The following is a 12,500-nucleotide window of genomic DNA, read 5'->3' as shown; positions in this document are numbered from 1 at the left end:
TCTGCCCAGTTTACAAGGGATGCGCTAATTTATTGAACGTATGCGGGAATTCTCGTGTGGCGTGGGTGGGGCGCACTTGTGTATAACGAGGTGGTTTTAGTGACGCCGGCAGTATCAGAGAATAAATTGTTTATCACAATTGACAATATTCCCGTGGATAAGGATGCCTTCGGCAAGGGCTTTGCCACCGGTCTTACCCTCGGACTGGCAGGAAGCACCGTTACCGATGGCTACATCATGAACACCATCTACGTCACCGCCACGAACAACGAAATCAAACACGTCTACAGGCACGCAATTCATACGACGATTGGCAACGCTGACGCGCCAAAAGGGTTGGTTGCGGTGCCCAAGGGGGAAAAGAACGCAGCAGCCCGTCAGATGACTGAAGGCCTGGTTCTGAATTTATTAAACGACATGTCCAAAAACGGAGAATTTGCCAAATGACGAACCATTTAACATCTTTACTGCGACGCATGACAATGCTGGCCATGATCGCTGCCGGCATGGCGTTGACAGGATGCGCTGCGGTCGCACCCAATTATCAGGCGACGATCAAGAATACAAGAACCCTGCAGGCGAATCCCGGCGGCGGTGCAACTGTCGGACAATTCAATGCCAAGGATGACAGCCTGAATCACATCAGCATTCGCGGCGGAACATTCTCGTCACCGTATGGCGATTCCTATTCCGAATATATCAAGGAGGCGTTGCGCATCGAACTCGAAAGCGGTGGAAAACTGAGTGATAAAACCGGCGCAGTGATTAGTGGCGAGTTACTGAAAAATAGTCTCGATTCCGGCATTAGCACGGGCACCGCAAACATCAGTGCACGCGTCCAAGTCATGCGTGACAACAGCAGGATTTTTAACAAGACATTCAGTGTAGATACCACTTGGGAGTCCTCTTTTGTCGGCGCGATTGCCATTCCGGCTGCGCAGAGAAACTACGCCAATGCAATCAAGCAGTTAATCGGAAAAGTGGTTTCCGATCGGGATTTTCAACAGGCCATCAAATAAGCCTCCCTGCTCGAACAGTGCCCACCCGACCAGGTGGGCGGCAAGCCGTTTCTCGGGCAAGATCGTTCAGAACACCGCCACCGGTCTGCTCCGGCAGCCTGATATTTCCGTTCCCGAATTCCGGCCGCGCATTCCTTATGTTCGCGACCGCACTGGTGCCATCCACGCAGCGGGAGTACCTTGTTGGTACCGGATCGTCACAAGACTGACGAACGCCGGCTCACCCCAGGAGCCCACCATGACCAAACCCAATGATCTGCACGAAAGCAACACGGCGCACATTCCACCGCCGAAGAACGATGAAGTGAAACAGGAGAAGCAGAAGGCCGAGCAGGAAGAAGTGATTGGCCGGCACAAGAACGATGGTCGCAACGATCACGTCGGCCACAAGGTCGTCAAGTAATCGCAGACCGGGTCAGGCCGGCCTCCGGCCCGACCATTACCTGCCTCAACCGAGCGAGATTTTTCGCGCCATGTTCGAGCGTACCCACTCCGTCATGCCCGCCTTGACCGAGTCCGCTTGCCATTTCCTGAACTCGGGGTCCTCGATCAGGCTGTCATAGCAATGGCCGTAGGCCCCGTAATTATCGAATGGCACGGTGACCGCCATGTTGCCAACCTCACCGAGCGTGACCATCCAGAACGACACCTCTCCGGCGCCGTGTTTTTTCCACAGCTGTGCAGCAGCTTTCACATTTTCGGTAATCGTTGGCATGTCACTGCCAGGCAGTGCTTTAAAGACAAACTGAATCATCATGGACATGGCTATCTCCTGTCTTCTGGTTGTAATGTAAAGCCGACAATGTCGGTCATTCAGTCTAGAAGTCGTGGAAGAAAACGCAATTTGCAGGACACCCTGATTGCAGGTTGTTTGCGCTGCCCCCAAAAACATCGCACGGTCGCGCGCCGGCGGCGTGACGCTTCGCGACGCGGCCCGCCAAGGCATCCCGCGCCAACGCAACCTGTTCAGGCTCGAATGTGCGCTGACGCACAGCGTGACCGTGACCGACTTGCCATGATCAGCCATCAACCGGAATCCAATCAGAAAGAACCCATGGCCTACCAGAGCACCAACCCCTACGATGGAAAAATTCTCGCCAGCTTCGATGAGTGCGATGGCGCTACCCTGGAACAAAAAATTGCTGCGGCCGATGTGTGTTTCAAGCAGGTCTGGTCGCGCAAGCCCTTCGCGGAGCGGGCCGATGTTCTCTCGCGCGCAGCCGCCATCCTGCGCGAACGCACCGACGAATTCGCGCGCCTGGTCACGCTCGAGATGGGCAAGCTGATTGCGCAAAGTCGCGCCGAAGTGGAATTGACCGCCGCCGTGCTCGACTACTACGCCGAGCATGGCGAAAACTTTCTGGCGCCGGAGAAACTGCCCACCAGGTCCGGCGAGGCACTTGTCGAAAGCAGTCCGATCGGCGTGCTGTTCGGCGTCGAGCCGTGGAACTTTCCGTATTACCAGGTCGCCCGCTTCGCCGCGCCGAATCTGATGGCCGGCAATGTGGTGATGGTCAAGCATGCGTCGAATGTGCCGCAGTGTGCGCTGGCCTATGAACGCCTGATGCAGGAAGCCGGCGCACCAAGCGGCGCCTACACCAACCTGTTCATCTCCAAGGATCAGGTGGCCCAGGTGATTGATGATCCGCGTGTGCGTGGCGTGGCGCTCACCGGTAGCGAAGCCGCCGGTGCTATCGTCGCCGGCCGGGCCGGCCACAACCTCAAGAAATCGACGATGGAACTGGGTGGCAGCGATGCCTTCATCGTGCTCGACGATGCCAACCTGGATGATGCGGTGAAGTATGCCGTGGCGGGAAGGATGCGCAATTCCGGACAGGCTTGCACGGCCTCGAAACGCTTTATCGTGGTCGAGGCGGTGGCCGATGCATTCCTGACGGCTTTCACGACGGCACTGGGCGAGTTCAAGGCGGGAGATCCACTGGACGAAGCCACCAAGCTGGCGCCGTTATCGTCGACCGCGGCGCTGGAAAAATTGCTCGATCAGGTGCAGCGCGCAGTCGATGGCGGCGCGCTGACGTTGATGGGTGGCGGTCGCGCCGACCATCCGGGCGCCTTCATGCAACCGACCGTCCTCAGTGGTATCGACCGCCGCAATCCGACCTACAACGAAGAGTTCTTTGGACCGGTCGCGTTGTTCTTCCGGGTGCGCGACGAAGCGGCCGCGATCGCGCTGGCCAACGATTCGCCGTTCGGCCTGGGCGGCTCCGTCTTCACCCGCGATATTGAGCGCGGCAAGCGCGTTGCAAGCCAGATCGAGACCGGCATGGTGTTCATCAACCGTCCGGCCATGTCGAGTCCGGAATTGCCGTTTGGCGGCATCAAGCGCTCCGGCTATGGACGGGAATTATCGGCCGCAGGCATCCAGGAGTTCGTCAACAAGAAACTCATTCGCGTGGCCTGAACCGTCCGACTTATGCCGCATCCTTCATCGCTGGCCGCGCCTGTCGGTGGTACAGGAACTCCAGCACCGAGGTGCGGTATTCCATATACAGCGGGTCCTGCGCCAGCGCGACGCGCTCGCGCGGGCGCGTCAACCGCACCGACAGAATTTCGCCAATGGTGGCCGACGGTCCGTTGGTCATCATCACGATCCGGTCTGACAGCAACACGGCTTCATCGACATCATGCGTGACCATCACGACGGTCGAGCCGGTGGCGGCGACAATCTTCAATAATTCGTCCTGCAAATGGGCCCGCGTCAAAGCGTCCAGCGCACCAAACGGCTCGTCCATCAACAACACCTTCGGCGCCATCGACAGGGCGCGGGCAATCCCGACGCGCTGCTTCATGCCGCCAGAAATTTCGTGCGGACGCTTGTGTTCGGCATGCGTTAATCCCACCAGCGCAATCGCAGCGCTGGTGCGCTCGTGCAACTGGTGTTTCGACTCGGTCGCGCCAAACACACGCTCGACCGCCAGGTGCACATTTTCGTGGCAGGTCAACCACGGCAACAGCGAGTGATTCTGGAACACCACGCCCCGTTCGGGCGACGGCCCGGCGATTTCGCGATTGCCGCACAGCAGCAGTCCGCCGGTTGCCCTGGTAAGACCGGCGATCATGTTCAGCAGCGTCGATTTGCCGCAACCCGAGTGACCGATCAGCGTGACGAACTCGCCTTTCCTGACATTCAGATTGACGTCGCTGAGCGCCTGGAAATGACCGCGCTTGAGGGGGAATGACATCTCGGCATGCTGGATTTCGATGAATTTTTCGTCCATGATCAGGTCCCCGAATCTTCGTATGTGAAAGCGCGTGCCAGCGCCACCAGCGCCTGCTCCAACAGCAGACCGACCACGCCGATGACGGCAATGGCAATCAGGATGTGCGGCACGTTGAGGTTGTTCCATTCATCCCAGACCCAGAAGCCGATGCCGACGCCGCCGGTCAGCATTTCCGCCGCCACGATCACCAGCCAGGCGGTACCGATGGCCAGTCGCACACCGGTGAGCATGTACGGCAGCACCGATGGAAACAGGATCTTGGTCAGGATCTTCCACTCCGACAGATTCAGGACGCGCGCCACATTCATGTAATCCTGCGGCACGCGCTGCACGCCGACGGCCGTGTTGATGATCATCGGCCAGATCGAGCAAATGAAAATTGCCCAGATCGCCGCCGGATTGGCAGACTTGAAGACCAGCAGTCCGATCGGCAACCATGCCAGCGGCGAGACCGGTTTCAACAGGCTGATGATCGGCCCGAACATGCCGGACAGGAATTTGAAGCGCCCAATCGCGAAGCCAAGCGGGATGCCGACTGCCGCCGCAAGTCCAAAACCCACCGCAACACGTTGCAACGACGCCAGGATGTTCCAGCCGATGCCCTGGTCGTTCGGCCCCTTGCGATAGAACGGGTCCGAAAAAACCTTGATGGCTTCCGTGAACGTCGTCATGGGCGACGGAAATCCTTCATTCTTCATTGCGACGATTTGCCACAACAGCACCATCACGGCCAATCCGAGCAGGGGCGGCAATACCGTCAGCACCAGCGTTTGCAAGGACAACGTGCCGGCCGATTTTTTCGGTGGTTCGGTGCGCGCGCCGGGCTGCGTTTCGGTTGTGCGCGTCGACGTTACTGCGGCGGGTGTCGGCGTCATCTGCATGGCGTTGTCAACAGTGGGGGTCATCATCGGCTCCTCATGCCCTTATCTTGAACGACGCCGCGTAGGCCTTCGGATTCTTGCCATCCCAGGTGGTGCCGTCCATCAGCTTCGACGAGCGCATCACGTCTTTTGGCACGCTGACTTTTGCCATCGCGGCGGCATCCTTGTAGACGGCAATCTGGTTGATCGAGGTCGCCACCGCCAGATAGTCGGGATCGCCCTTGAGCAAGCCCCAGCGCTTGTGCTGCGTCAGGAACCACATGCCATCCGACAGATACGGAAAATTCACCGCGCCATCGTTGAAGAACTTCATGTAGTTCGGATCGTCCCACGACTTGCCCAGGCCATTCTGATAGCGACCGAGAATGCGCTGGTTAATCACGTCCACCGAGGTGTTGACATACGACTTGTCGGCAATGGTTTCGGCCATCTTGTTCTTGTTCGACAGCGAGGCATCGATCCAGCGGCTGGCGTCGAGAATGGCGGCGGTCAGGGCACGCGCGGTATTCGGATACTTCTGGACCCACTCGGCCGAGGTGCCGAGCACTTTTTCCGGGTGGTCCTTCCAGATGTCCTGCGTGGTGGCCGCGGTGATACCGACACCGTCGACAATGGCACGATGGCCCCACGGTTCGCCCACGCAGAAACCATCCATCGCCCCGACCCGCATGTTGGCCACCATCTGCGGTGGCGGTACGGTGATGACCTTGGCGTCCTTCATCGGATCGACGCCGTGCGCGGCCAGCCAGTAATACAGCCACATCGCATGGGTGCCGGTCGGGAAGGTTTGAGCGAAGGTGTATTCGCGCTTGTCGGTCTGCATCAGCTTGGCCAGCGACGTGCCATCGACTGCGCCAGCGTTGGCGAGTTTTTTCGATAGCGTGATCGCCTGGCCGTTATTGTTCAGTGTCATCAGCACTGCCATGTCTTTTTTTGGACCGGCAACGCCGAGGTGCACCCCATAGATCAGGCCGTACAGCACATGGGCGGCGTCGAGTTCACCGTTGACCAGCTTGTCGCGCACGCTGGCCCAGGAAGATTCCTTGCTCGGCACGATCTTGATGCCGTACTTCTTGTCGAATCCGAGCACCGAGGCCATCACCACCGACGCGCAGTCCGTCAGCGGGATGAAGCCGACCTTGACTTCTTCCTTCTCGGGCTTGTCGGAGCCGGCGGCCCAGACTCCACGGGTGGCCAATGCGCCCAGGGCGCCGGCAGCAACGCCAGCGGTCAAGACGCGGCGGCGGGTGGGGTTGATGGTCGGAACGGTATCGGTCATGGCATCCTCGGAAAAGACAAAAAAATGGCGTCCGGCCGCTGCATGCGCTTGCGCGAAGGGTCGGACGCCTGAAGTACCGCTCGGGCCACTGCCAGCCTGAACAGGAGACGAAGTAAGCATTGCAAGCGCTGTGCCAGCAGATCGTCCCGGAATCGGAGTGAAAAACGCGCCGGCAGCGCTCATGTTCGCGCCAGCGTTGTGCGGCGCACCAGATCGGTGCCGCGGCCGGCGGCCGGAGTTTTGCCATTACAATGGCGCTTCCCCACTCCACCCTGCCCACCTCCATGATTGTTCTCGGCGTTGAATCCTCCTGCGATGAAACCGGACTCGCGCTGTATGACACCGATGGCGGCCTGCTGTCGCACGCGCTCTACTCGCAGGTCGCGATGCACGAACAATATGGCGGCGTGGTGCCGGAACTGGCCTCGCGCGATCACATCCGGCGCGCCATTCCGCTGCTGGAGCAGGTGCTCGATGCGGCTGGATTGCAGCGCACCCAGATCGGTGCGATCGCTTACACCCAGGGACCGGGGCTGGCCGGCGCGCTGCTGGTGGGCGCCTCGGTAGCGTGCGCGCTCGGACTGGCGCTGGACATTCCGGTCCTCGGCATTCATCACCTGGAAGGACATCTGCTGTCGCCGCTGTTGGCGAGCAATCCGCCGGAGTTTCCGTTCGTCGCGCTGCTGGTCTCGGGCGGGCATACGCAGTTGATGCGGGTCGATGGCGTTGGGCGCTACACGCTGCTTGGCGAAACGCTGGATGACGCCGCCGGCGAAGCCTTCGACAAATCGGCCAAGCTGCTCGGGCTCGGTTACCCGGGCGGCCCGGCCATTTCACGCATGGCTGAATTCGGCGATCCGCTGGCCTACAAGCTGCCGCGGCCGATGCTGCATACGAAGGACTTTAACTTCAGTTTTTCCGGTTTGAAAACGGCCGTCCTGACGGTCGTCAAGAATCACCCCGGCGCGGTCTGCGATCAGGATCGCGCCAACATCGCGCGCGGTTTCGTCGATGCGATCGTCGAGGTGCTGGTGGCGAAGTCGGTCAACGCGCTACGGCATACCGGCCTGAAGCGGCTGGTGATTGCCGGCGGCGTCGGCGCCAATACGCAGTTGCGCGCCGCGCTGAACGCGGCGGCCGCGCGCAAGCATTTCAAGGTGTACTACCCGGAGCTGGAATTTTGCACCGACAACGGCGCGATGATCGCCTTTGCCGGCGGCTTGCGGCTCAAGCATGACCCGACCCAGGCCAGCCGCAATTATGCCTTCACGGTGCGCCCGCGCTGGCCGCTGGCCGAATTGACGGCCGCCTGATGGCCGGGCCGACGACGCTGGAACTGATCGGCACGGCGCTGTTTGGCGTGGCGGTGCTGCACACCTTCTGCACCAAGTTCTTTGATCACCTGTCGCACAGCCATCCGCGCCATGCCGGCATCTGGCATCTGCTGGGCGAAGTGGAGGTGGTGTTCGGACTGTGGGCGCTGGTGCTGACGCTCTGCATCGTCGCGCTCTCCGGAACGCAGCCGGCCATCGACTATCTCGAGCAGCAGAACTTTACCGAACCGCTGTTCGTCTTCGCGATCCTGGTCATCGCCGGCACCCGCCCGATCCTGACGCTGGCACAGGGCAGCGTCGAAACCCTGACGCGCTGGCTGCCGCTGCCACCGGCCTTCGCGCAGTATGTGCTGACACTCACGCTGATCCCGCTGCTGGGTTCACTGATCACCGAACCGGCCGCGATGACGCTGGCGGCGCTGATGCTGCGCGATCGTTACTACGTGCGCGGATTGTCGAACCGGTTCAAATACACGACGCTGGCGGTGCTGCTGGTGAATGTCTCGATCGGCGGCGTGCTCACACCGTATGCGGCGCCACCGGTGCTGATGGTGGCTTCGGCGTGGGGCTGGGATATCGGTTTCATGAGCAGCGTGTTCGGCTGGAAGGCGGCGCTGGCGGTGCTGATCAATGGACTGGGCGTGGCGCTGCTGTGCCGCAAGGAGCTGGCCGGACTGAGCAATCCGATGCCCCCCAGCGACAGGCCGCCGATGCCACTGCCGGTGATCCTGATCCATCTGCTGTTTCTGGCCGGGACGGTCCTGACCAGCCATCATCCGGTCGCGTTTCTCGGCCTGTTCCTGTTTTTCCTGGGTTACACCGAAGCCTACCAGCGCCATCAGGACCCGTTGATGCTGCGCGAAGGCTTGCTGGTCGGATTTTTTCTGGCCGGACTGGTGGTGCTGGGCAAGCAGCAAACCTGGTGGCTGCAACCGCTGCTGGCCGGGCTGGATTCGACCGTGCTGTTCTTTGGCGCGGTCGGTTTGACGGCGATTACCGACAATGCCGCGTTGACCTATCTCGGTTCGCTGGTGAGCGGCATGACCGATTCGGCCAAATATGCCCTGGTGGCCGGCGCCATCACTGGCGGTGGCCTGACCGTGATTGCCAATGCGCCGAATCCGGCCGGCTTCGCGATTTTGCATGACAGCTTTGATGAAGGTTCGATCAGTGCCTTGCAATTGTTCGTGGCAGCGCTATTGCCGACTGCGGTGGCGGCCGGGTGCTTTTTGCTGCTGTAAAAGAAATGGCAAGCGTCGTCCAAACCGGGCGAAAATGCTTCAGCCGCATGCAGCCAAACAGGCCCAACGCAGCCAGCAGCATCGCATAGGTGGCTGGTTCGGGCACCACGCTCACGCTCCAGGTACCCGGAGCGTTGGCGAGCGTTCCCGAAAAATACTGGAACCCCTCGTATCCCTCGCTGACGCCGTCAAGGTCGGCTCCGGTCATGAATACCCGCGAGAACAATCGCCCGGTGGGCGCCCGGTACGAATAATCAATGCCAAGGTTCCACTGCAGCGGGATGCCGGCGGCATCGACCGCGCCAATATTGAAGGTGCCGATATTGTCCGGATGACAGGGCGTGCCCGGGCCGCAGTTGGGATCGAAGGGCGCAGGATTGTAGAACTCCAGCCAGGAATACTGCAGCGTGGTGGCGCCGAAGCCATCGTTGCCGGTGATCGAAAAATCGACACCCTGCGGAATGCCGTTGCCCGCCGAGAGCAATGTCGGTGAATAGATCACGGCAGACACCGAGCCGTCATTGACGAGCGTGCCCGACGGATTGGTCGGATTGACCTCCAGCGGTGAGATCGACGTCACGGGAAAGATGCGGCCGGTGTACTCGTACTTGTAGGAGGCCGCGGCAAGCTGCGGCGCTATTGCCAGCGTTGCCGCAGGGGCAAGCAGGCAGCGCTTCGCGATGGATGCGCCATTCCGTTTCATGAGGACTCCTGGGTCGGGTGCTGGTTAACGGGGGCGAACGGGGGCGCTGCCTGCGTCGCGGAAAGATTTGCCGCTGACGCGCAGACAGCGTACGCCGCCACTGCGACCGCTGTCTGCGGTGGCGACCGCATAGCCGCGTTGAATCTTGCCCTCGACTGGAAGCGCACTGCGCCCGCAATCACACCTTGCGCTTGCCCAGCCTGCCTTCCTTGCCATTCATCAGATTGGCGATATTGGCGCGATGCCGGTAGATCAGCAACGCGCTCATCACCAGCACCGCCAGCAGCATCGCATCAACCCCGAACAACAGGCCGTAATAAAACGGTGCGAACACCGCAGCCACCAGCGCCGCCAGCGATGAATAGCGAAATGCAAACGCAATCGCCAGCCAGGTCACCAGCGTGCCAACACCGAGCCACAGGTTAATGCCGAGCAGCACGCCCAGTGCCGTGGCGACGCCCTTGCCGCCGACGAAGCGAAAGAACACCGGCCACAGATGGCCGAGGAACACGGCGATGGCGACCAGTGCAATGCCACTGTCCTCGCCCCCGTATTGCGGGCCAAAACGCAGCGCCAGCCAGACCGCCAGCCAGCCCTTGAAGCCGTCGCCGATGAGCGTCAGTACCGCTGCCGCCTTGTTGCCGCTGCGCAGGACATTGGTCGCGCCCGGATTTTTCGAGCCGTAGGTGCGCGGGTCGGACAGCCCGAACAGGCGGCTGACGACGACGGCAAACGAGATCGAGCCAATCAGATAGGCAGCGAGAACAAACAGCAGCGTGGACATGACGTACTCCGTGAATGATTTTTGATTTTATGTTGGTGATCCTGCCGGGTGGCCAGGCCCGATCTATTCTTCCAACGCACACTGCACCGGTTGCGCCGCTACCAGCGCCGTTAATACCGCTGGCGCAATGCCGATCAGATAGCCGCGCCGCCCGCCGTTGATATAGATTTTTTCGAGCGCAAGAATACCCTGTTCGACATAGACCGGCAGCGCTTTTTTTGTGGCGAACGGCGAGGTGCCGCCCACCATGTAGCCGGAATGCCGTTGCGCCACCTCGGGCTTGCAGGGCTCGACCGCCTTGCAGCCGATCTGGCGCGCGAGATTCTTGGTCGATACCTTGCGGTCGCCATGCATCAGCACAATCAGCGGTTTGGCGGCGTCGTCCTGCATCACCAGCGTCTTGACCACCGCGTGTTCGTCCACGCCAAGTTCGCGCGCGGATACCGCGGTGCCGCCGTGCTCTTCATACGCATAAGGATGCTCGGTAAACGCGACGCCTTGCTTGCGTAAAAATTGGGTGGCGGGTGTCTCGGAGATGTGATCTTTTTTTGCCATGCGTGCTACGCTGTGAGAACGATCAGGAGGCCAATTATGCAGCATGAAATTCGCTTCGCAACTTTCAATGTATTGAATCTGGCCTTACCCGGCACGCGTTTTTATGAAAACCAGGAGCCGTACTCGATCGAGCAGTACGACCAAAAAATCAGCTGGCTGGCACAACAGCTTGATCGGCTCGATGCCGATGTCATTGGTTTCCAGGAAATTTTTTCGCAGGACGCACTGAAGGACGTGCTCTCGCGCACCGTCAATTACCGCGATGCGCATCATATCGGCAGCGATCCGCAACCGTCTGATGGCCAGCTCAGCCCGAGCGTGGCGCTGGTGTCGCGCCTGCCGATGATGGCCGCGCCCATCCTGCATGTCGACTTGCCGCGCGAGCTGGCGGTCAATCTGCCCGGCGTCACCGACCCGATGACGCGCTTTACCCGGCCGATCCTGCAGGCCGAACTGAAACTGCCTGGGCACGGCAGCATGCATGCCTTCGTCACCCACATGAAATCGAAGCGCCCCGACTGGCGCCACAGTGAACTGGAAGACGATCCCTTCCATCTTGGCATTGCGTCATTGCGCTCGCTGATCCGGCGCGGCGCCGACGCGCTCGGCCTGCGCTATCTGCTGACCGACCTGCAACTGGGACAGCGTGCGCCGCTGGTGGTCCTGGGTGACTTCAACGATGTCGCCTCGTCAGTATCGACGCAGATGGTGATGGGCACCGGCCGGCGCGGCAAGAGCGCCTTCTATGAACGCCTGTTCGACAGTTACCGGGTGCAGACGGGCAATGCACGGGAACGCGACGACGGCTTCACGCACATGCACGACGGCGCCACGGAAACCATTGATCATGTACTGGTATCGGAAGAATTTTGTGCCGGCTCGCGCTATGCGATCGGCGAAGTGCTGGAGGTGCGCTACCTGAACGACCACGTCGGTCTGCAGCTGTCAGCCGCGTCGGATCATGGCCAGGTACTGGTGCGGGTGCGTCTGTTCGGCGAAATGGCCCGGGCTGCTGTCGGCAAACTGCGCGCCGAATAAGAACGCCTGACATAACCGGTCTGGCACGGCGTCGCGCCGCAGCCAGTACACCTGCACGACAAGCCGCTGCAACGCAGCAAGGCACGTTTTGTCAGGCGTTTAAAAGGTGGTGGTGCGCGCAGTGCCTGGCGGGTTGCAGTAACTTATTTCGGCTGCCCGGCGGCGTCCGCCTCGTCGCCATCCGGTGTTTCTGTCTCTTCGGCCTCATCGCCGTCTTCAACGGCCTTGGACGGTTCGCCTTCAACGCCCTCGCCTGGCTCGTCCTTCTTGTCCGCCTTGCGCTTCAATTTTTCCTCTTTCTTGCGTTTCTTTTCGAGGTCCTTTTGTCGCCGTTCGTACTGGAAGTTTGTCTTTGCCAATGGGTCACCTTTGAGTGCTGCGGATAGTGGGAACAGCACAGGCCGTTTTCGGCACGCGCGCTTAC

The 12,500-nt window shown here is 60.5% G+C and carries 15 protein-coding genes; 7 read left to right on the top strand and 8 right to left on the bottom strand.

Annotated features, from left to right (window positions below; genetic code table 11):
* Window positions 1-99: 99 nt before the first annotated feature.
* The 3 genes from RCH09_RS14840 (at window position 100) to RCH09_RS14830 (ending at window position 1,422) form a co-directional block, all read left to right on the top strand.
* Window positions 100-447: a hypothetical protein gene (locus RCH09_RS14840; RefSeq protein ID WP_326941897.1), complete on the top strand. Its 348-nt coding sequence runs from the start codon at window positions 100-102 to the stop codon at window positions 445-447.
* A 35-nt stretch (window positions 448-482) separates the two neighbouring features.
* Window positions 483-1,019: a hypothetical protein gene (locus RCH09_RS14835; protein ID WP_326941896.1), complete on the top strand. Its 537-nt coding sequence runs from the start codon at window positions 483-485 to the stop codon at window positions 1,017-1,019.
* Window positions 1,020-1,257: 238 nt separating this feature from the next.
* Window positions 1,258-1,422, top strand: coding sequence for a hypothetical protein (locus RCH09_RS14830; RefSeq protein ID WP_326941895.1), 165 nt, complete (start codon window positions 1,258-1,260; stop codon window positions 1,420-1,422).
* Between the two features lie 45 nt (window positions 1,423-1,467).
* Here the strand turns inward: RCH09_RS14830 and RCH09_RS14825 are convergent, their stop codons facing one another.
* Window positions 1,468-2,046: a hypothetical protein gene (locus tag RCH09_RS14825; protein ID WP_326941894.1), complete on the bottom strand. Its 579-nt coding sequence runs from the start codon at window positions 2,044-2,046 to the stop codon at window positions 1,468-1,470.
* 27 nt (window positions 2,047-2,073) lie between these two features.
* Between RCH09_RS14825 and RCH09_RS14820 the strand changes: the two genes are divergently transcribed.
* Window positions 2,074-3,441, top strand: coding sequence for an NAD-dependent succinate-semialdehyde dehydrogenase (locus RCH09_RS14820; RefSeq protein WP_326941900.1), 1,368 nt, complete (start codon window positions 2,074-2,076; stop codon window positions 3,439-3,441).
* 10 nt (window positions 3,442-3,451) lie between these two features.
* Here the strand turns inward: RCH09_RS14820 and RCH09_RS14815 are convergent, their stop codons facing one another.
* From RCH09_RS14815 to RCH09_RS14805, 3 genes are read right to left on the bottom strand one after another with little or no spacing between them, the layout of a single operon-like run.
* Entirely contained in the window at window positions 3,452-4,258 is an 807-nt protein-coding gene (locus tag RCH09_RS14815) for an ABC transporter ATP-binding protein (RefSeq protein ID WP_326941893.1), read from the bottom strand.
* Window positions 4,259-4,260: 2 nt separating this feature from the next.
* Window positions 4,261-5,166, bottom strand: coding sequence for a nitrate ABC transporter permease (ntrB, locus tag RCH09_RS14810; protein WP_326941892.1), 906 nt, complete (start codon window positions 5,164-5,166; stop codon window positions 4,261-4,263).
* A 10-nt stretch (window positions 5,167-5,176) separates the two neighbouring features.
* A complete protein-coding gene (locus RCH09_RS14805) occupies window positions 5,177-6,421 on the bottom strand; it encodes a CmpA/NrtA family ABC transporter substrate-binding protein (RefSeq protein ID WP_326941891.1) in 1,245 nt (414 codons plus the stop codon).
* A gap of 284 nt (window positions 6,422-6,705) precedes the next feature.
* Between RCH09_RS14805 and tsaD the strand changes: the two genes are divergently transcribed.
* Window positions 6,706-7,734, top strand: a complete 1,029-nt coding sequence (tsaD, locus tag RCH09_RS14800; RefSeq protein WP_326941890.1) for a tRNA (adenosine(37)-N6)-threonylcarbamoyltransferase complex transferase subunit TsaD — start codon at window positions 6,706-6,708, stop codon at window positions 7,732-7,734.
* Window positions 7,734-8,996, top strand: coding sequence for a putative Na+/H+ antiporter (locus RCH09_RS14795; protein WP_326941889.1), 1,263 nt, complete (start codon window positions 7,734-7,736; stop codon window positions 8,994-8,996). Before tsaD ends, RCH09_RS14795 begins: the two co-directional genes overlap by 1 nt.
* On the opposite strand, the gene RCH09_RS14790 is transcribed toward RCH09_RS14795, so the two are convergent.
* From RCH09_RS14790 to ybaK, 3 genes are all read right to left on the bottom strand, one after another.
* Window positions 8,923-9,699: a PEP-CTERM sorting domain-containing protein gene (locus RCH09_RS14790; protein WP_326941888.1), complete on the bottom strand. Its 777-nt coding sequence runs from the start codon at window positions 9,697-9,699 to the stop codon at window positions 8,923-8,925. The genes RCH09_RS14795 and RCH09_RS14790 overlap by 74 nt on opposite strands.
* Before the next feature lie 178 nt (window positions 9,700-9,877).
* A complete protein-coding gene (gene plsY, locus RCH09_RS14785) occupies window positions 9,878-10,483 on the bottom strand; it encodes a glycerol-3-phosphate 1-O-acyltransferase PlsY (protein ID WP_326941887.1) in 606 nt (201 codons plus the stop codon).
* Window positions 10,484-10,546: 63 nt separating this feature from the next.
* A complete protein-coding gene (gene ybaK / locus RCH09_RS14780; RefSeq protein ID WP_326941886.1) occupies window positions 10,547-11,038 on the bottom strand; it encodes a Cys-tRNA(Pro) deacylase in 492 nt (163 codons plus the stop codon).
* Between the two features lie 36 nt (window positions 11,039-11,074).
* On the opposite strand from ybaK, the gene RCH09_RS14775 reads away from it, so the two are divergent.
* Entirely contained in the window at window positions 11,075-12,076 is a 1,002-nt protein-coding gene (locus tag RCH09_RS14775) for an endonuclease/exonuclease/phosphatase family protein (protein ID WP_326941885.1), read from the top strand.
* Between the two features lie 143 nt (window positions 12,077-12,219).
* On the opposite strand, the gene RCH09_RS14770 is transcribed toward RCH09_RS14775, so the two are convergent.
* Complete coding sequence (locus RCH09_RS14770; RefSeq protein ID WP_326941884.1) at window positions 12,220-12,435, bottom strand: hypothetical protein; 216 nt, start codon at window positions 12,433-12,435, stop codon at window positions 12,220-12,222.
* Between the last annotated feature and the right edge of the window lie 65 nt (window positions 12,436-12,500).

This window comes from Actimicrobium sp. GrIS 1.19, assembly GCF_035984655.1.
GTDB lineage: Bacteria > Pseudomonadota > Gammaproteobacteria > Burkholderiales > Burkholderiaceae_D > Actimicrobium.
Note: the sequence above shows the minus strand (reverse complement) of the source record. Positions and strands in the feature narration are given on the sequence as shown.